This window comes from Dyadobacter sp. HNCC25DJ183 (assembly GCF_056895175.1).
In genome coordinates this window covers 53,747-71,736 of sequence record NZ_JBXHAP010000011.1, presented here as the reverse complement: position 1 = coordinate 71,736, position 17,990 = coordinate 53,747, and the positions used below count along the sequence as shown (strand labels likewise).

The 17,990-nt window shown below is 46.7% G+C and carries 18 protein-coding genes; 6 read left to right on the top strand and 12 right to left on the bottom strand.

All coding sequences use genetic code 11. The features are described 5' to 3' along the window. Positions 1-4: 4 nt before the first annotated feature. The 4 genes from nuoL to glpK all read right to left on the bottom strand — a co-directional run bounded on the left by nuoL (position 5) and on the right by glpK (position 4,859). The gene (gene nuoL / locus AC1XTG_RS24795) at positions 5-1,921 is read right to left on the bottom strand and encodes an NADH-quinone oxidoreductase subunit L (RefSeq protein ID WP_484843816.1); all 1,917 of its coding nucleotides are present in this window, start codon (positions 1,919-1,921) and stop codon (positions 5-7) included. 57 nt (positions 1,922-1,978) lie between these two features. Next, positions 1,979-2,317 carry an NADH-quinone oxidoreductase subunit NuoK gene (gene nuoK, locus AC1XTG_RS24790; protein ID WP_484843815.1) on the bottom strand — a complete coding sequence of 113 codons (339 nt, stop codon included), beginning with the start codon at positions 2,315-2,317 and terminating at the stop codon, positions 1,979-1,981. A 97-nt stretch (positions 2,318-2,414) separates the two neighbouring features. After that, positions 2,415-3,224, bottom strand: a complete 810-nt coding sequence (locus tag AC1XTG_RS24785) for a 3'-5' exonuclease (protein ID WP_056279226.1) — start codon at positions 3,222-3,224, stop codon at positions 2,415-2,417. Between the two features lie 132 nt (positions 3,225-3,356). Then, a complete protein-coding gene (gene glpK / locus AC1XTG_RS24780) occupies positions 3,357-4,859 on the bottom strand; it encodes a glycerol kinase GlpK (RefSeq protein ID WP_484843814.1) in 1,503 nt (500 codons plus the stop codon). A gap of 121 nt (positions 4,860-4,980) precedes the next feature. Between glpK and pbpC the strand changes: the two genes are divergently transcribed. Then, entirely contained in the window at positions 4,981-7,278 is a 2,298-nt protein-coding gene (gene pbpC / locus AC1XTG_RS24775) for a penicillin-binding protein 1C (protein WP_484843813.1), read from the top strand. Positions 7,279-7,366: 88 nt separating this feature from the next. On the opposite strand, the gene AC1XTG_RS24770 is transcribed toward pbpC, so the two are convergent. Genes AC1XTG_RS24770 through AC1XTG_RS24755 form a run of 4 tightly spaced genes read right to left on the bottom strand, consistent with a single transcriptional unit; the run spans position 7,367 to position 10,816 of the window. Further along, positions 7,367-8,398 (bottom strand): M28 family peptidase, encoded by a 1,032-nt coding sequence (locus tag AC1XTG_RS24770; RefSeq protein WP_056279235.1) that lies wholly within the window; start codon positions 8,396-8,398, stop codon positions 7,367-7,369. Then, positions 8,382-8,894: a DUF192 domain-containing protein gene (locus tag AC1XTG_RS24765; RefSeq protein WP_484843812.1), complete on the bottom strand. Its 513-nt coding sequence runs from the start codon at positions 8,892-8,894 to the stop codon at positions 8,382-8,384. Before AC1XTG_RS24765 ends, AC1XTG_RS24770 begins: the two co-directional genes overlap by 17 nt. 2 nt (positions 8,895-8,896) lie before the next feature. After that, entirely contained in the window at positions 8,897-10,399 is a 1,503-nt protein-coding gene (cysS, locus tag AC1XTG_RS24760; protein WP_056279239.1) for a cysteine--tRNA ligase, read from the bottom strand. Positions 10,400-10,426: 27 nt separating this feature from the next. Continuing rightward, a complete protein-coding gene (locus AC1XTG_RS24755; RefSeq protein WP_056279242.1) occupies positions 10,427-10,816 on the bottom strand; it encodes a DUF5618 family protein in 390 nt (129 codons plus the stop codon). A 195-nt stretch (positions 10,817-11,011) separates the two neighbouring features. Between AC1XTG_RS24755 and AC1XTG_RS24750 the strand changes: the two genes are divergently transcribed. Further along, a complete protein-coding gene (locus AC1XTG_RS24750) occupies positions 11,012-11,929 on the top strand; it encodes a PfkB family carbohydrate kinase (protein WP_056279244.1) in 918 nt (305 codons plus the stop codon). Positions 11,930-12,004: 75 nt separating this feature from the next. Further along, complete coding sequence (locus tag AC1XTG_RS24745) at positions 12,005-12,805, top strand: glycerophosphodiester phosphodiesterase family protein (protein WP_056279246.1); 801 nt, start codon at positions 12,005-12,007, stop codon at positions 12,803-12,805. A gap of 24 nt (positions 12,806-12,829) precedes the next feature. On the opposite strand, the gene AC1XTG_RS24740 is transcribed toward AC1XTG_RS24745, so the two are convergent. The 4 genes from AC1XTG_RS24740 to kdsA all read right to left on the bottom strand — a co-directional run bounded on the left by AC1XTG_RS24740 (position 12,830) and on the right by kdsA (position 15,400). Continuing rightward, positions 12,830-13,369, bottom strand: a complete 540-nt coding sequence (locus AC1XTG_RS24740) for a DNA-3-methyladenine glycosylase I (protein ID WP_484843811.1) — start codon at positions 13,367-13,369, stop codon at positions 12,830-12,832. A gap of 20 nt (positions 13,370-13,389) precedes the next feature. After that, positions 13,390-13,845: a GyrI-like domain-containing protein gene (locus AC1XTG_RS24735; protein WP_484843810.1), complete on the bottom strand. Its 456-nt coding sequence runs from the start codon at positions 13,843-13,845 to the stop codon at positions 13,390-13,392. A gap of 62 nt (positions 13,846-13,907) precedes the next feature. Beyond that, positions 13,908-14,591 (bottom strand): phosphatase PAP2 family protein, encoded by a 684-nt coding sequence (locus tag AC1XTG_RS24730; RefSeq protein WP_484843809.1) that lies wholly within the window; start codon positions 14,589-14,591, stop codon positions 13,908-13,910. Next, a complete protein-coding gene (kdsA, locus tag AC1XTG_RS24725; protein WP_056279254.1) occupies positions 14,588-15,400 on the bottom strand; it encodes a 3-deoxy-8-phosphooctulonate synthase in 813 nt (270 codons plus the stop codon). Before kdsA ends, AC1XTG_RS24730 begins: the two co-directional genes overlap by 4 nt. Before the next feature lie 228 nt (positions 15,401-15,628). On the opposite strand from kdsA, the gene AC1XTG_RS24720 reads away from it, so the two are divergent. From AC1XTG_RS24720 to rnc, 3 genes are read left to right on the top strand one after another with little or no spacing between them, the layout of a single operon-like run. Continuing rightward, positions 15,629-15,865: an acyl carrier protein gene (locus AC1XTG_RS24720; protein ID WP_015813362.1), complete on the top strand. Its 237-nt coding sequence runs from the start codon at positions 15,629-15,631 to the stop codon at positions 15,863-15,865. A 45-nt stretch (positions 15,866-15,910) separates the two neighbouring features. After that, the gene (gene fabF / locus AC1XTG_RS24715; RefSeq protein ID WP_056279256.1) at positions 15,911-17,164 is read left to right on the top strand and encodes a beta-ketoacyl-ACP synthase II; all 1,254 of its coding nucleotides are present in this window, start codon (positions 15,911-15,913) and stop codon (positions 17,162-17,164) included. Between the two features lie 14 nt (positions 17,165-17,178). Then, complete coding sequence (gene rnc, locus AC1XTG_RS24710) at positions 17,179-17,925, top strand: ribonuclease III (protein ID WP_031529466.1); 747 nt, start codon at positions 17,179-17,181, stop codon at positions 17,923-17,925. The last annotated feature ends 65 nt before the right edge of the window (positions 17,926-17,990 follow it).

Genomic DNA, 17,990 nt, shown 5'->3' with positions numbered 1-17,990 from the left:
AATATCAAAGTAAAAGCTTCCAGAACAGGATTACGACGATGCCCAGTACCATTGCGAAAACGTACTCTCCTGTGGAGCCCGTCTGGGTTTTTCTCAGGAGTCCGGCAAGGAAGCTTGTCAGCCGCACGGTTGCATTTACAAAAAGATCAATGAAGAACTCGCCGAAGCTGTACAGGATGTTCGAGAGTGTCTTGGCAGGTTTTACAAATACTGAATCGTACAGTTCGTCTACATAGTATTTGTTGTAAATAACCCGCTGCAATGCTGATTTTTCTGCTGAATCAGGTGCAGGTACTGCGCCTTTTTGAACATACATTACGAATGCAGCAATTCCCGCGATCAGCGCCGCAGCCACTGAAATGCCCATTAGCATATATTCTTCCGAGTGGGAGAGTGTTGTTGCTTCGAATGCGGCAGGATTTACCTGTCGCGCTGTATTATAAAGCGGGCTCATGAATTCGGCCAGGTGGTGTGTACCATGCAAAGCTTCCGGCACGCCGATAAAGCCTCCTGCTGCCGAAAGTACAGCAAGTACGATCAACGGAATCGTCATGGAAGCCGGTGACTCGTGCAAATGATGCTCCTGCTCGTGTGTTCCACGGAAGGTTCCGAAGAATGTAAGGAAAAGCAACCGGAACATATAAAAGGAAGTCATCACGGAACCAAGTACACCCACTACCCAAAGTGCTTTGTTGTGTTCAAAAACGTGAGCCAGGATTTCGTCTTTCGAGAAGAAGCCGGAGAATGGCGGCAGCCCTGAAATCGCCCAGGTAGCAATGAAGAATGTGATAAATGTAACAGGCAATTTTTTTCTTAAACCGCCCATTGATCGGATATCCTGTTCGTCTGACATTGCGTGGATCACACTACCGGCACCGAGGAACAGCAATGCTTTAAAGAATGCGTGCGTGATAACGTGGAACATCGATGCCGAATAAGCCATCGCTCCAAGTCCCATGAACATATATCCCAGCTGACTTACCGTAGAGTAGGCCAGTACCTTTTTAATGTCATTTTGTAACAAACCAATGGAAGCCGCGAACAATGCAGTAGCTCCGCCGATGATACCCACGATTTCAAGCGTAGATGGCGCGAGCGAGTAGAGGACATTGGAACGGATCACCATGTAAATTCCTGCCGTTACCATGGTAGCTGCGTGGATCAATGCAGAAACCGGGGTAGGACCTGCCATCGCGTCGGGCAGCCAGGTGTACAATGGAATTTGGGCCGACTTACCCATTGCCCCAATGAACAGGAATAATGTAATGGCCACAATTGCAGGATCTTCCAGTGAGAAGCTGCCTGCTTTGCTGAAAACTTCGGTATACTCAACAGAACCGAATGTGGCAATAATGGTGAATATCCCAAGCAGGAAGCCCAGGTCACCTACGCGGTTCATAATAAATGCTTTGCGGGCTGCATTGTTATAGTTGGTGTTCTTGTTCCAGAAGCCGATCAGCAGGTAAGAGCAAAGTCCTACACCTTCCCAGCCGATAAACATGATCACATAATTGGAACCCAGCACAAGCAGCAGCATGAAGAACAAAAACAGGTTGAGGTAGGCGAAAAACTTGCCAAATCCCTCATCATGGTGCATGTACCCGATCGAATAAATGTGGATCAGTGAACCAACGCCGGTTATGATCATCAGCATCAGCAACGAAAGCTGGTCTACCTGAAAGGAGAATGGAATGCGGAGCTCGCCCACCGTAATCCAGTCAAATAGAGGAACTACCATCGGCTGACTTCCCGAAGCCAGGAATGCATTGAAGGTCATCATGGAAATAACAAAACTGGCCACCACAGCAAGGGTACCAATAATTCCGACAGCTCCTTTTGGTATTGTTTTAAATCCGAGCCCGTTGATCAGAAAGCCGATTAGCGGCAATAGCGGGATCAGGATGAGTAATGATGCAGACATATTTAAAATGGACTTTGATCTCTGGTTCTGAAAATGAAAATGGTTATAATCAACAGCTTACCATTTCAATTTGTTAAGAAAACCGATATCTGTATTTCTGGTATTTCGATAAATCATTACAATAATGGCAAGGCCCACAGCTACTTCGGCTGCTGCAACTGCCATGATAAAGAACACGAAAACCTGCCCGGACGGATCCGATCGGTAAGAAGAGAATGCGATCAGCAGGAGATTGGCGGCATTGAGCATTAATTCAACAGACATGAAAATGATGATCGCATTTCTGCGGGTCAAAACCCCGATAATGCCGATCACAAAAAGTAAAGTGCTGAGAATTAGGTAATGTTGAAGAGGAATATTCTGAATAACCGATGGTATAGTAACCTCTGGAATCATAGGGTTTGGAATCATATCAGATTTACCTTATAGGGTATTCGGTTAAAATAGTAATCAAAAACAGATTTCTGGCAAAAATAGGTATAAATACGATATATCAGCGTTGGGTCAATGCCCGTAATTTGATTTCCGTCAATTTTCGTTTTGTATCCAGCGGGAATTCACCCTTCATCATCCAATCGAAGAACGAAGGCTCATTTTTGAGGATATCGGTTACCTTTTTTCCATTGTGTTTACCAAAATTGAAAACCTCCTCGCCTTTATCGTTGTAAACCATTCTTCCGGCGAAATCAATGATCCGTGAGGCGGTCAGATCGTGCAGTGCGCCAATGTCATTTTTGATCGGCTCGGTTTCAATCCCGTGGCTGTCCACAACCGTAACCCCTTCATATTTGGCAATTTGTCCCTGCAGTACTTCGAAGGTTGCAATCGTATCCGCTTCCGCGCTGTGTGCATTCAGGAGCGTTTTTCCGCAATAATATTTGTAGGCTGCGGCCAGGTTGCGCGGTTCCATCAAATGGTATATGCGCTGTGTGTCGACCATTTTCCTGTTTTTAACATCAAAATCAACACCTACCCGCAAAAATTCTTCAACGAGCATCGGAATGTCAAAACGGTTGCTGTTAAAACCGGCCAGATCGCAGCCTTCAAGGAACGACGCCAGGTTTCTGGCAATGCTTTTGAATGTAGGTGCATCCTTTACGTCTTCGTCGTAGATACCGTGTATCAGGCTGCTTTCCAGTGGAATCGGCATTTCAGGATTGATCCTTCTTGTCCGGATTTCCGTTTCTCCATTCACCAAAGCCTTGACCACTGAAATTTCCACAATCCGGTCGCGACAAATATTGACTCCGGTGGTTTCAAGATCAAAAAAAGCAAGAGGCTTTTTCAGACGGAGGGTATGCATAGGGCTACTCTAATTTTGATTTTGCACAACGAAGTTAAGGTGAAATGGCAAATGCGGGTACATAAGCACCTTGTTTATACTGGTTTCAAATAGGTCGCATTGTTATACAATCCAGCATTCGTGGCGCACGGTTTAATCCTCCATCCAGCCAAAGGACTTCGTCACCGCCTTTTTCCAACCTGAATGGTACTTCTCCCTGGTAGCTGCATCCATATCGGGATTCCAGGTGTGTGCGATTGCCCAATTCTTTTTAAGCTCTTCGGTGTTTTGCCAGTAGCCAACAGCCAGTCCGGCTGCATAAGCTGCGCCTAACGCGGTAGTTTCGGCAACTGCCGGGGCTACAACCTGGGTATTCAGGATGTCAGACTGGAACTGCATCAGGAGCTGGTTTGCCACCATTCCGCCGTCTACGCGTAAAGACGCGAGCTCAATGCCTGAATCCTGCTCCATTGCGCGCACCACGTCGACAGTCTGGTAGGCAGTCGCTTCCAGAACAGCTCTTGCAATGTGTCCTTTATTCACATATCTGGTTAATCCTGCAATCACGCCACGCGCGTCGTTTCGCCAGTAGGGCGCATACAAACCGGAGAATGCAGGCACAAAGTATGCACCTCCATTGTCAGCTACCGTGCTTGCGAGCTTTTCAATGTCACTGCTGTTCTGAATCAGGCCCAGGTTATCACGTACCCATTGCACGAGCGCGCCGGTCACCGCTACGCTGCCTTCCAATGCATATTGAACTGGTTGGTCGCCAAATTGATAGGATACTGTAGTCAGCAGCCCGTGCTCGGATGTTTTTAATTCGCTCCCTGTGTTCATGACCAAAAAGCAGCCGGTACCGTATGTATTTTTCGCCATTCCCGGTTCAAAGCAGGTTTGCCCCACCAGCGCTGCATGCTGATCACCCAGATCGCCGGCAACGGGGACGCCCGGAAGAATTTCGTTAGTCACGTGTCCGTAGACTTCGCTGCTGCTTTTGATTTGGGGGAGCATTTTTCCGGGGATATTGTATGCTTCGAGCATGTTATCGTCCCACTGCAAAGTACGCAGGTTCATTAACTGGGTGCGGCTCGCATTTGAAACGTCAGTCACGTGAATGCCGCCCTGGGTAGCGCCTGTCAAATGCCAGATCAGGAAGGTATCTATGTTTCCGAACAGCGCCTCGCCTTTTTCGGCATCTTCACGCAGCCCTTCCACATTGTCGAGCAGCCATTTTAACTTCAATCCGCTGAAATAAGTAGAGACTGGCAAGCCGGTAATATCCCTGAACTGATTGAGCCCGCCTTCTCTTTCGTATTTGGCGACAAGCTCGGTTGTTCTGGTATCCTGCCAAACCAGTGCATTATAGTAAGGTTTGCCGGTTCTTTTATTCCAGACAACCGTCGTTTCGCGCTGATTGGTTATGCCGATCGAAGCGATATCCGCAGCCGTGGCCGACGCATTGATCCGTGCGATTGCAATCACTTCCAAAGTATTCTTCCAGATCTCGACCGGGTTGTGCTCCACCCAGCCCGGCTGCGGGTAAATCTGCTCGTGTTCTTTTTGACCGACTGAAACGATATTTCCACTGTGGTTAAAAAGAATGCAGCGTGTGCTGGTTGTTCCCTGGTCAATTGCGGCGATATATTTGGACATAATGGTATTTTGATTGGCTTAGTTTGAAGTAAAGTCAGTAAGTAGTGAAACTTAACTGATCGGGACAAAACAGAATCTAATTTTATATTTGTCATAGAACCCTCTTTACACACCTGGTAACATGAAAAAAGCAACTGCGCGGAAGGCATTTTGGGCGATTTTGTCCGTCTTGCTGCTGCTCCTGCTCCTTGATTTTGCATTTCCCTTCAAACCTCAGATCAGATACGCCACTCAGGTTACCGACAGGAACGGGAAAGTAATTCATGCTTTTTTGAGTGATGATGAAAAATGGCGGCTGTATACCGCATTGCCGGAGATTACGCCATTACTTAGCAAAACGCTGATTTATAAGGAAGACCAGTATTTCTATTATCATTTTGGGGTCAATCCCTTTGCAGTGGCGCGGGCCGCTTTCAGGAATATTTTTTCGGGCAAAAGAACTTCCGGCGCATCCACGATCAGTATGCAGGTAGTCAGGCTCGTGCAGCCCCGGAGACGTACTTATTTTAACAAAATCATTGAAATGATGCGGGCAATGCAGCTGGAACTGCATTACTCCAAAGAAGAAATCCTGCAATTATACGTCAACCTGATTCCCTATGGCGGGAATATTGAGGGGATCAAATCAGCAGCGCTGTTGTATTTTGGTAAATCGCCGCAGTTGCTGAGCCTTGCAGAAATCACCGCGCTGACTATCGTCCCGAACCGACCGTCCAGCTTACGTCCCGGTACAAAAAATGATGCATTGCAGCTGGCCAGGAATAGCTGGCTGCTCAGATTTGAAGAAGAAGGTTTATTTGAAAAGGAGCTCATTGAAGATGCTTTGCAGGAGCCTTTGCAGATAAAAAGGCTTCACGCGCCACGTCACGCGCCGCATTTGTCACTCCGGCTTAAAAAGCAGTTTTCCGGTCAGCCGATCATTGCCACTACCATCAATTTCCAGTCTCAAAAACAGATCGAGGAGCAGGTTTATAATTTTATCAACCGTCGCAAGCTGATGAATATTCACAATGCGGCAGTGCTCGTCTTGAATAATGAGACTATGGAGGTAGAAGCTTATGTAGGTTCGGCGGACTTCCATAACCCTTTCGACGGCGGGCAGGTCGACGGAATCAGAGCCGTGCGCTCGCCTGGCAGTACTTTGAAGCCACTCCTGTATGCTACTGCATTTGATAAAGGGATAATTACTCCCAAAAGTGTACTCAATGACGTTCCGGGGAATTTTAGCGGATATGAGCCCGAGAACTTTGATCAGCGCTTTAATGGCCCGGTTACCACTGAATTTGCATTGGCCAACTCACTGAATATCCCGGCAGTCCGCATTTTAAAGGAAATCAGTACGCCTGCATTGATCGGGAAGCTCAGAAAGGCAGGGTTCAAAACAGTAGACAGGCAAGCCAAAGAACTGGGATTATCGCTGATCCTCGGCGGCTGCGGTGTGACACTGGAAGAACTCACGCGTCTTTTTGCTGCATTCGCCAACAAAGGCGAACTCCGGCCGCTCCGGTATGTAAAGCAGTCCGGTCAGGCGAGAGGGGAGAACATTGTATCTGCGGAGGCTGCATTTCTGGTAACAGGCATTTTGACCAAAATCACCCGCCCTGACCTGCCTACCAACTTTGACAATACTTACCATTTGCCGAAAATTGCCTGGAAAACGGGTACTTCTTACGGGAAACGCGACGCCTGGAGCGTCGGCTACAATAAGAGGTACACGGTGGGAGTTTGGGTCGGCAACTTTTCGGGTGAGGGGGTACCGGAACTGAGCGGCGCAAATACAGCAACGCCGCTGCTGTTTTCCATATTTAATGCATTGGACTACAACTCACCCCGGGGTTGGTACCAATCTCCGGCGGATATCTCTACCAGGCTCGTCTGCCCCGCCACAGGCGACATTCCTTCGGAATTCTGTACGCATTCAGTGCCAGGCGAATATATAGTAGGTGTGTCTGATTTTCGGAAATGCCAGCATTTGCGCTGGGTTTTTACTGATCCTGCGGGCAAAATTTCTTATTGTACCTACTGTTTACCGCCGACCGGATTCGAAAGAAAAGCCTATCCCAACCTCGCGCCTGAGCTGATCGCATTCAACGAAGTCCAGAAAATCCCTTACGAAAAAATCCCACCGCATAACCCCGATTGTGAGCGGGTTTTTTATGATGGCGCACCATTGATTGTGAGTCCCAATGAGGGAAGTGAATATTACATTCGGAAAGATGAGCCGCAGCAGTTGCAGCTGGCTTGTCAGGCAGCGAATGATGTGGAGGAAGTTTTCTGGTATATCAATGATAAAATTACCCGGAAGACAAAGCCTCACGAGCCTGTTTTCATCAACCCGCCGGCAGGCAGGGTGAAAATCTCCTGCAGCGACGATAAGGGAAGAAATTCCGATGTCTGGATCACAGTCAAGCGAATGTAGCGGGGCGGAGTTGTTTGGGGGTAGGGGTGTTTTTGGACATTTATTGTCATTGACAACCACTGACCCTTAATGACCAAAAGGCAACTCCTCAAAGTGCCTCTCCCGCCGCTTCCTGGTAGAGAACCTGCACCAATGTTTGTCCCACAGCTTTCAGTGTTTTTGGATCAATATTCTCCATGTCATCGTGGGCTGTGTGCCAGTCCGGGAAGAATGTGAGCAGCGTGGAATTGCGGTTGGTGTGGATGATGTCGATCATCGGAATGCGGGCAATATTGTTTACGGGCACGTGGTCGTCCGTCACAGTTGATCCGCGTTCATCTATAAAGTAGTTATTATAGCCGAGGCGGCTGGCCGTGGTCCAAACCTGCCTTACCACATCTTCTGCAAATTGCAGGGAATAACCTTCTTTGGAGAAAGTAGCTCCTTTGGCGCCTACCATATCCAGCAATATGCCGAAATAAGCAGTGTAATTAGGTACGTGTTTGTTGGTAGCCCAATGTTTGGAACCCAGACAAAAGCCGCTGTATTCCATATCAGTCTGTGTTTCGGTACTACCCCAGTCTTCGGCATCAAAAAAGATGATATCTACACCAATATCTGGCTTGCTTGGCTGTGCTGCAAGCAATCGTGCAATTTCGAGCAATACACCCACGCCGCTTGCGCCATCATTTGCTGCGAGTACAGGTTTGTTTTTGACCAGCGAATCCTGGTCAGAGAATGGGCGTGAATCCCAGTGGGAAGTAAGCAAAATGCGTTTGGAAGCAGTCGGATTGAAACTCCCGATGATATTGCGTGCATTCAGTTTGGTACCGTCGAAAGTAGTGGCTGTGAATGGTTGCTCAGTTACCTGCAATCCGTATTTTTTCAGAGTAGCTACGAGGTAATCGCCGCATTGCTGGTGGGGTTTGGAATTAGGTACCCGGGCGCCGAAGTCAACCTGTTTCTGGACAAATGCATAGGCAGAATCAGCACTAAATGCCGGACTGGCGACCAGTTTGGGAGCCGCGGCTTCGCTGGTTTGGTCGGAGCTGGTGTTGCTCTTACAGCCTGCTATTAAAATTGAAAAGCAAAAAAAATAGCTGAATGGTTTAAGAAACAGCTTCTTAGAAAGAAATAGCATCTCCGGTTTTGATATTGTTGCGTTCACTGAAACCTGCATTTACCTCAACTACATACTGGGCATTGCCGAGAGAAGGGATACCTTCATCGGAGTAGGGTTTGGTATTGGCAGCGATAGATATGATTTTTTTATTTTCATCCACATAGATGATATCCAGCGGGATACTGGTATTGTGCATCCAAAAGCTCTGCGGCTCTGATTTTTCGAAGATAAACAGCATGCCTACTGAGTCGGGAATGTAGGGCCGGTACATCAGACCCTTCGCCCGTTCGTTTTCGTTTTCAGCAATTTCAACATCAATCGTTTTGTACTTCTGTCCATTCTTCCAGAATGTGACTTCGCCTTCTTTGACAAATGTTGGCGCATTGGCTGCCGGTGCTGCATTTTCTGTTTCTACCTTGCTTTTATTCAGATATGGAGCAAGCAGGTAGGCTGCGCCGCCCAGTAAAAACACGCCGAGTAAAATGTATACAAATATCGATTGCCGGTTTCTCATGATCACTCCTCGTAAGCCCAGTCAACCCTGACTTTGGTGTCGCGGATAACAAGCCCCTGATTTTTGAAATAAGAACGGATTTCGTCAACCTTTTCGTAGTTCTGCAGCATTTTAAATTCCCGGTACAGTTTCAGCATTCCGTCCAGGATCGCGTATCCTTCGGCGAGCTCTTCTTTCAAGCCCAAAACATCTTCAAAAAACCGGACAAAATGATCTTTAAGATTATTAAATGCTTCCTTACCAATCGCAGCCGGCTTCAACTGCCCCATATTGAGCATGTTAATGTATTTAAGCAGATTGAAAAGGTTGGCAAATGCAACTGCGGTATTCAGGTCGTCGTTCATAGCCGCGTAAAAACCGTCGATTGCTTTTTGAATATCGGCCTTCTTGTTCTCGTCGATAGCAACCCCTTCTTCGTGCGAGTAAGTCAGCAACTTGGCATTGCGCAGCCCGTTTGCAAGTCTTTTGTAGCCTTTTTGGGCAGCTTTCAAAGCTTCATTTGAAAAGTCGAGCGTGCTCCTGTACTGGCTTTGGAGCATGAAAAAGCGCACGGTCATGGGACTGTAAGCCTGATCGAGCAACGCGTGGCTTCCGGAGAAAAGCTCCGACGGCAGGAAAGAGTTATTAAGCGACTTGGACATTTTTTGTCCGTTTACTGTCAACATATTCGTATGCATCCAGTAACGAACCGGCTCTTCACCTGTCAGCGATTTCCCTTGCGCGATCTCGCATTCGTGGTGCGGGAATTTCAGGTCCATTCCACCGCCGTGAATATCGAACTGCTTGCCTAAGTACTTCTTGCTCATGCAGGTACATTCAAGGTGCCAGCCGGGAAAGCCCATTCCCCAGGGTGAATCCCATTGCATAATATGTTCTGGGCTCGCCTTTTTCCATAGTGCAAAATCGAGCGGATTGCGTTTTTCAGCTTGTCCGTCGAGCTCGCGGGTTTCATTCAAAAGATCTTCTATAATGCGGCCGGAGAGCTTACCATATTCATTTCCGCCGGCCTGGTATTTATTGATATCAAAATAAACGGATCCATTGGATTCGTAAGCCGCTCCTTTTTCGATTAGCGACTGTACTGCTTCAATCTGTTCGATCAAATGGCCGGTTGCCGTAGGTTCAATGCTCGGTGGTAAAAGATTGAAAATGGCGGAAACATCGTGAAAATCATTGGTATACCGCTGCACGATCTCCATCGGTTCAAGCTTCTGCAGTTTTGCCATCTTCCCGATTTTATCCTCCCCCTCATCACCGTCGCCTACCAGGTGGCCCACGTCGGTAATGTTCCGCACGTATCGCACTTTATAGCCAATGTGGGTCAGATAGCGGTAAAGGATATCAAAAGACAGGAAGGTGCGGATGTTGCCTAAATGCACATTATTGTAAACCGTCGGACCGCAGACGTACATACCAACATACGGAGGAGCAATCGGTACGAACACGTCTTTTTTTCGTGTAAGCGTATTAAATAATCTAAGCGGCTGGAAAGTTTGTGCGGTCATTTATCCGGTACTTACTGAAAACTATTCTTAACTAAGTTGTTTCTTATCAAGGCGGGTTTCGACCCACCTGATGATTTTTTCTGCTTCCTGCAAACCAACAGACGCAAGCTTTGCGCTTTTGCTGCCTTGGTATCCCATATCAATATGCAGGATTTGATATGCAGTGGTAAAGGCTGCAAGAAGACTTTTGTCAACCCGGCTGAGTTCATACTGGTACCATTCGACACTCTTGGGCGTTTTCCTGTTTTTCTTGCCAAGAAGCTCATTCAGTACCAGCAATATGCCGGTGTAAGCAGTGTGTCCGGCTATCTTGACATACTTTTTGTCCTTGTAAAGCCCGTCTTCTTTTTTAGCATTGTTACTCAGGAAATCCTTCGCATTATCAATATGCCTGCGTGCTTCTGAAACTGCTTCCATTGTTAAGTATGTGTTTATAGTGGAGAGATAAAATGCTAATCAACAAAAATAGCAAATAACAGATGATAGACGTGCTGGTACCCGAATATTGGAATTTGCAAAACATGCTATTCAGCTGATTTAATTATCTTCGCAACGTTTTCTTGAATTGAATCCCAGTTTGAAACTTACTTAAAATCAACACAGTACTTATTTATGAGCTTACTTACCGTAGGATCTGTTGCATTTGATGCGCTTGAAACACCGTTTGGAAAAACAGATAAAATTATCGGAGGCGCTGCCACTTACATTACACTATCCGCGTCTTATTTCACAAAGGATAACAACCTGGTAGCAGTTGTCGGCGGCGATTTTCCAGCAGAAATGATCAGCCTTTTGCAGGATCACGGCATTAATACAGAAGGACTTGAAATCGTTCAGGACGGAAAAACATTCTTCTGGTCGGGTAAGTATCATGAAGACATGAACACGCGCGACACGCTGATCACCGAACTGAATGTAATGGAGCACTTCGATCCCATCATTCCCGAATCCTACCAGGGTACCGAGTTTTTGATGTTAGGTAATACAGTACCTGCGACGCAGCGGCTCGTTATTGAAAGAATGTCGAAACGTCCCAAGCTGATCATGCTCGATACCATGAACCTTTGGATGAATATCGCGCTGGATGATTTGAAAGAAACTTTGAAGCTGGTAGACCTGGTGACAATAAATGATGAAGAGGCGCGCCAGCTTTCAGGAGAATACTCGCTGCGTAAAGCGGCAAAGAAAATCATGGAAATGGGTCCAAAAACCCTGATCATCAAAAAAGGAGAGCACGGCGCATTGTTGTTTCAGGACGATCGCATTTTCTTCGCACCGGCTTTGCCTCTGGAAGAAGTATTCGATCCAACCGGAGCCGGAGATACCTTTGCCGGCGGATTCATCGGTTACCTCGCCAGCACAAATGATATTTCCTTTGAAAACATGAAGCGCGGCATTATCTACGGTTCAGCAATGGCATCATTTTGTGTCGAAAAATTTGGTACTGAGCGACTTGTGAACCTTTCACGCGCGGAAATTAATGCACGGGTTCAGGAATTTGTGAACCTGAGCAGCTTCGAGATACAATAAGTATTTAGTTTAAAGTTTATGAGTCTATAAGTAAGGATCGATTTCCATGCTTGTAGACTCTTATTTTTCCAGGTTATGATTGGTAAAAGACTGATAATACTTTTCGCGATTTTAGGAATAACCGCTCGTGCGAATGCACAGCCGGCACATTTACCTCAGAGTAAAAACAAGACTGTCGTGATCGCCCATCGCGGTAATCACATGGAGGTACCCGAAAATACAGTTGCCTCTTGTCGCGAGGCTATCGAATGCGGCGCCGACTATGTGGAAGTCGATCTGCGGACTACGAAAGATGGAAAGCTGGTATTGCTGCACGATGCGAAAGTAGACAGAACTACAAACGGTAGCGGCCGCATTGCAGACATGACCTTGGCCGAAGTGCGGAAACTGCAGGTATTTAACCGAAACAAAAAAACGCACCGGATCCCCGAATTCAAAGAGGTACTTGCGGTCTGCAAAGGGAAAATCAACATTTATCTCGATTTTAAGGATGCCAGCACCGAAGAAACCTGGAAGCAAATCAAGGCTGCGGGTATGGAAAGTCAGGTGGTTGTGTACCTGAATGACGAGCGACAATACAGGCAATGGAAGGAAGCGGCTCCCACTGTTCCGCTTATGACAAGTTTGCCAAATCACGTTACAAGCAAAGATGGACTACTTGGCTTCCTGAAAAAAACCGATGTTCAGGTGCTGGACAATGTGAAAGACCCTGAGCTGGTGAAGGTAGCAAATCAGCATGGCGTGGCGGTGTGGCTGGACGTACAAAGTCCAAACGAGGGGCCCGCTTCCTGGAAAGAGGCGCTAAGTAAAGGCGTTCAGGGGCTGCAAACAGATACACCTGTCCATTTGATGAGCTTTCTGAAAGGGCAGAATTAGGCGTTTCGCATTGAAAATGTACGATCAGCTCGCCAGCTGGTTAATCTTCTGATAAATGGGACAGTCTGGCGTATGCGCGCCAGGCAGATAGCCTGTACTCATAAGAAATTCATTGACGATTTCGCCGCCGGTAAATTTGAATGTTTTTTTGAAAAGCTTGATCCACTGGTCCTTGGTCAAAGGATGATTGGCTTCAATCCAGCCTTTGAATGAGCCAAAATCCTTCCTGATTTCCAGTATCTTCTGCGCATTTACGATAGCGGCATTAATTTTTAATCTGTTCCGCACTACTCCGGGATCCTGCATCAGCCTTTCTCTGTCGCTTTCGTCGTAAGCAGCTACTTTTTCTATCGAAAAATGATCGTAAGCTGCCCGAAAACTGTGTTGTTTTCGGAGCATTAAAGTCCAGCTCAGGCCAGCCTGATTGATTTCGAGCAACAACCTCCCAAAAAGCTCGTCGTCGTCGTCAATGGAGAAACCATAATGGTTATCATGGTATTCTTTATTTAGCAGAAAATCCGGTAGTTCAGAAATGTTATTGTTGACATAAGCGCAATATGACATGTGCAGCGGGTATTTGGTTGTTAGAGAATGCCTACCTGAACTTCGGTAATGTTGCCGGCCGGATTTTCAAAATCCATGTGAATGTAAATCTCACGATTCTGGCCAGAGGGAATTTTGTTTTTGGTGCCCAGCTCTGAAAATATTTGCCCATAAACATTCCCGAGACCGCTCCATTCTCCCTGCAATTCATGCGAGATACATTGAAACGGTTCCAGAAGTTTCAATCTGAACTCGGAGCCGGTAAGTGGTGCCGAGCGGCTCACCGGAAGTGCGATCGTGAGCTTGAACACTGTTTCCGGATTCCCGTCAGCGCCTTCATAAATCCAGAATATAGGTCCCGTAATTTCCAGATCGTTTTGTACCGCATCACTGTAAAGCCGCCGGGCGACCACGCGGACAAATTCGGAGAGCGCATTCAGGGAAGTTTCAGTCTCAAAATAAAGAACATGAAGCGGATGAATTGTTTTCAGTTGCATAAGCTAAGGTTTTAAGTTCAGGCAAATAAAAACACCCCGAATGACAGCCCTATGTCAGCAGGTTAGTAAGCAGGTGTACTTTTTCTTTTCCGAGAAACCTTTTGTTTAAGCCAGGGATAGCTGATGTAAAAGACCTTCGTTGCCCCCATTCCTATGCCGGCGCCCATAAGCACATCGGCCAGCCAATGTTTATTGTTTAAAATACGCATCGCACCTACTGCAGTGGCAGTTCCGTAGCCGCCAATGCTATAAAAAACACTTCTGCCTCCATACTCCTGATGCAGGATCTCTGCATTTGCAAAAGCAGTGGTGGTATGTCCGGAAGGAAATGAATGGTTATCCTCTCCATCTGGCCGCGGGTATTTTACTGCCCGTTTGAGCCCCTGAGTTACTACCTGTGCGCCAATGTTCGAGAGTAATGCAAGTATAACCTGATCGCCCAGCGAATGTTTCCCCTTCACACCCGCTGATGCGAGTCCAAGGCTCACAATACCAGGAGCGTAGGGAAGAAAATCATCTGCATTGGTATGAAATCCAGGATACTGAGACCGGACTTCCCTTTGCAGGCTGCGGCTGACCTTTCCCTGTACAACCAATCCTGCAACAGCCAACGAAACCGGCGGGATAATATCTCCTGCCTTTACCCGCCACAAGGTAGAATCCTGCTGTGCCGATACGGTTTGCGGCAGCAGATTGCAGCAAATCAATAAGGTCAGGATCTGAATTCGCGCTGCTTTGAAGATCATAGGATAGCCTCTCTCACGCGAACAAGCCTTTCCAGCAAACCTTCTAATTGATCCAGCGGGAGCATATTTGCACCATCAGATTTTGCTTCTGAAGGATTGAAATGGGTTTCGATAAACAGCCCGTCTGCACCTACTGCTATTGCCGCTTTGGCGATCGTCTCAATCAACTTCGGCTTGCCTCCGGTTACCCCTGAACTTTGATTTGGCTGCTGCAGGGAATGCGTGCAGTCCATTACAACCGGTACTCCGAATGCAGCCATTTCAGGCAGGTTTCTATAATCCACAACAAGGTCGCCGTAGCCGAAACTATTGCCCCGATCAGTCAGGATTACCTGGCATTGGGGGTTGACTTCATGAATTTTTTCGGCTGCAAACTTCATTGAAGCGCCTGAAAGAAACTGTCCTTTCTTCACATTTACAGCTTTTCCTGTCTGCGCGGCGGCGGCCAGCAGCTCGGTTTGCCGGCAAAGAAATGCGGGTATCTGCAGTACATCCACGTACTCAGCAGCCATGGCAGCCTCGTGAGATTCATGAATGTCGGTGACGGTAGGGACCCCAAATGTTTCGCCTACTTCCCGAAGTATTTTTAAAGCTTTCTCGTCTCCGATGCCTGTGAAAGAGTCAATTTTTGTGCGGTTGGCTTTGCGGTAGGAACCCTTGAAAATGTACGGTATTTGTAGCCTGGTGGTCACATTGACGATATTTTCAGCTATTCGAAGTGCCATATCCCGGCCTTCTATCGCGCAGGGGCCGGCCATGAGAAAGAACTGCTGCGAGTCGGTATTTTTTAGATTTGCAATTGAAATCATATCTCAAAAACGCTTTTAATTAAATATTTGGTGAATGTACACTTATACCGGATGTTCTCCAGACCGCAAAAAGAAATCGGGAAATGAACACCTGATAAGGAGCTGATTTTCTGCTTTTTTTATTTTAGAAGCAATAATTGCAATAAAAATAAGGCAGTAAAAAAATTTTGAAAAAGTGAACTGAAATATCTTTCTTTGTTGCGATTTTAACCAAAAAGTGATTATAAAATGTCAGCAATTGCAGAAAGAGTTAAGCAAATTATCGTCGAGAAACTCGGCGTAGAAGAGTCGGAGGTTACACCGGAAGCAAACTTCCAGAACGACTTGGGAGCGGACTCTCTAGACACCGTTGAATTGATTATGGAGTTTGAAAAAGAATTCAATCTATCTATTCCTGACGACCAGGCAGAGAACATTGGTACAGTAGGCCAAGCTGTTGCATATCTGGAAGAGAACGTGAAGTAATTCGGTCTTTAAGCCAGTTATCATCTTCAATTTCTGTCCTTTTTTATGAGTTTTAAGCGAGTTGTGATTACAGGAATGGGTGCATTGACGCCCATCGGGAATGATGTTTCTACCTTTTGGACAAATCTGGTTGCGGGGGTAAGCGGCGCAGCGCCAATTACAAAATTTGATGCTGAGAAGTTTCGCACCCGTTTTGCCTGTGAAGTCAAGGGATTGGACATCAATACTTACATCCCGCGACAGGAAGCACGTAAAATGGACCCGTTTACTCAGTACGCCGTTATTGCTGCAGACGAAGCTATGAAGGACGCCGGCTTTGACGTAGATAAGCTTGATCTCGACAAAGCCGGTGTAATTTGGGGCTCAGGAATTGGGGGGCTTAAAACTTTCGAGGAAGAAGTGATGAACTTCTCCGAGAATGGAAAAACACCTCGTTTTAATCCTTTCTTTATCCCTAAAATGATCGTTGACAGTGCATCGGGAGTACTCTCGATCCGTTACGGTTTCAGGGGGCCAAATTTTATTACAGTATCCGCCTGCGCCTCAGCAACTAATGCGCTGATTGATGCATTCAATTATATCAAGCTTGGTATGATGAATGTGTGTATCTCCGGCGGCTCCGAAGCAGCCATTACTATTGCTGGTGTAGGAGGCTTCAATGCGCTGAAAGCACTTTCCGAGAGAAACGATAGTCCGGAAACGGCCTCACGCCCTTATGACAAAGACCGCGATGGTTTTGTTTTGGGAGAAGGTGGTGCCGCTCTTATCCTGGAAGATCTGGATCACGCAAAAGCCAGAGGAGCAAAGATTTACGCTGAAATGATCGGCGCAGGTATGTCTTCGGACGCTTATCACATTACTGCGCCACATCCTGAGGGACTAGGCGCATACATGGTAATGAAAAATGCATTGGAAAACGCCGGATTGCAGCCGTCAGATATCGACTACATCAATACCCACGGTACTTCCACGCCGATCGGCGATCCGCAGGAAATCAAAGCAATTGAGACCTTCTTCGGAGAGCACGCTTATAATCTGAACATCAGTTCTACCAAGTCTATGACCGGACACTTGCTCGGAGGAGCAGGTGCGATCGAGGCTGCTGCCTGCATAATGGCGATCAAAGATCAGATCGTACCGCCTACGATCAACCATTTTACAGATGATCCGGAAATTAATCCAAGACTAAATCTTACTTTTAACAAAGCGGAAAAACGCAAGGTAGATATTGCCTTGAGTAACACTTTTGGATTTGGAGGTCACAATGCATCAGTCATTTTCAAAAGGTATGAAGACTGATAAACTTTCTACAATTGGCAAAGCGAATTCTTATACCGATACTTTCTCTTTTCCGTACCGGAAGTGCTGAGGATAAAAAATTTAAGGAGTCCATTGCACACGTAATCGGTGACCGCCCCTCCAATTTAGGCGTTTACCAGCTCGCTTTCCGCCATACTTCTGCATCTAAGGAAACTGCTATCAAAGGTTTCAGGGAATCAAATGAACGACTTGAATACCTGGGCGATGCAGTACTGGGTATGGTAGTTGCAGAATTTCTTTTTACCAAATACCCCTACAAAGACGAAGGTTTTCTCACTGAAATCCGCTCCCGGATTGTTAACAGGGAGTCCTTAAATCAAATATCACGTAAGCTGGGCCTCGACAGGCTGATCGAATACGATGGAAACCGCCGCGGTATGTCGCCGCGCTCTTCCATGTACGGAGATGCGCTTGAAGCATTTGTAGGCGCTATTTACCTGGATAAGGGTTTTCGATTCACGAGAACATTCATCATCAGCAAGCTGATTACGCATTATGATCTGGATAGCATTATCCAGAACAATGCAAACTTCAAAAGCCTCATCATCGAATGGGCGCAACGCGAAGGCAAGGAAATCCGCTTCGAAATACTCGAAGAACGCGGTACCCGCCACCACCGCGAATTCATTTCCCAAATACTCGTTAATGACGAGCCTTTCGCTACCGGCAATGGCTTCACCAAAAAGAAAGCAGAACAATCTGCATCTGAGCAGGCTTGTGCAATTCTTGAATTGCGATAAGCAACACTCTGTGCTTTAAACGGCCCCATCCTGTCATTTTACAGGTTTGTTCAATCGAGATCGGA

Coding starts and splice junctions, on each gene's coding strand:
- nuoL (WP_484843816.1), bottom strand. CDS start 1,921: ATGTCTGCATCATTACTCATCCTGATCCCGCTATTGCCGCTAATCGGC.
- nuoK (WP_484843815.1), bottom strand. CDS start 2,317: ATGATTCCAGAGGTTACTATACCATCGGTTATTCAGAATATTCCTCTT.
- AC1XTG_RS24785 (WP_056279226.1), bottom strand. CDS start 3,224: ATGCATACCCTCCGTCTGAAAAAGCCTCTTGCTTTTTTTGATCTTGAA.
- glpK (WP_484843814.1), bottom strand. CDS start 4,859: ATGTCCAAATATATCGCCGCAATTGACCAGGGAACAACCAGCACACGC.
- pbpC (WP_484843813.1), top strand. CDS start 4,981: ATGAAAAAAGCAACTGCGCGGAAGGCATTTTGGGCGATTTTGTCCGTC.
- AC1XTG_RS24770 (WP_056279235.1), bottom strand. CDS start 8,398: ATGCTATTTCTTTCTAAGAAGCTGTTTCTTAAACCATTCAGCTATTTT.
- AC1XTG_RS24765 (WP_484843812.1), bottom strand. CDS start 8,894: ATGAGAAACCGGCAATCGATATTTGTATACATTTTACTCGGCGTGTTT.
- cysS (WP_056279239.1), bottom strand. CDS start 10,399: ATGACCGCACAAACTTTCCAGCCGCTTAGATTATTTAATACGCTTACA.
- AC1XTG_RS24755 (WP_056279242.1), bottom strand. CDS start 10,816: ATGGAAGCAGTTTCAGAAGCACGCAGGCATATTGATAATGCGAAGGAT.
- AC1XTG_RS24750 (WP_056279244.1), top strand. CDS start 11,012: ATGAGCTTACTTACCGTAGGATCTGTTGCATTTGATGCGCTTGAAACA.
- AC1XTG_RS24745 (WP_056279246.1), top strand. CDS start 12,005: ATGATTGGTAAAAGACTGATAATACTTTTCGCGATTTTAGGAATAACC.
- AC1XTG_RS24740 (WP_484843811.1), bottom strand. CDS start 13,369: ATGTCATATTGCGCTTATGTCAACAATAACATTTCTGAACTACCGGAT.
- AC1XTG_RS24735 (WP_484843810.1), bottom strand. CDS start 13,845: ATGCAACTGAAAACAATTCATCCGCTTCATGTTCTTTATTTTGAGACT.
- AC1XTG_RS24730 (WP_484843809.1), bottom strand. CDS start 14,591: ATGATCTTCAAAGCAGCGCGAATTCAGATCCTGACCTTATTGATTTGC.
- kdsA (WP_056279254.1), bottom strand. CDS start 15,400: ATGATTTCAATTGCAAATCTAAAAAATACCGACTCGCAGCAGTTCTTT.
- AC1XTG_RS24720 (WP_015813362.1), top strand. CDS start 15,629: ATGTCAGCAATTGCAGAAAGAGTTAAGCAAATTATCGTCGAGAAACTC.
- fabF (WP_056279256.1), top strand. CDS start 15,911: ATGAGTTTTAAGCGAGTTGTGATTACAGGAATGGGTGCATTGACGCCC.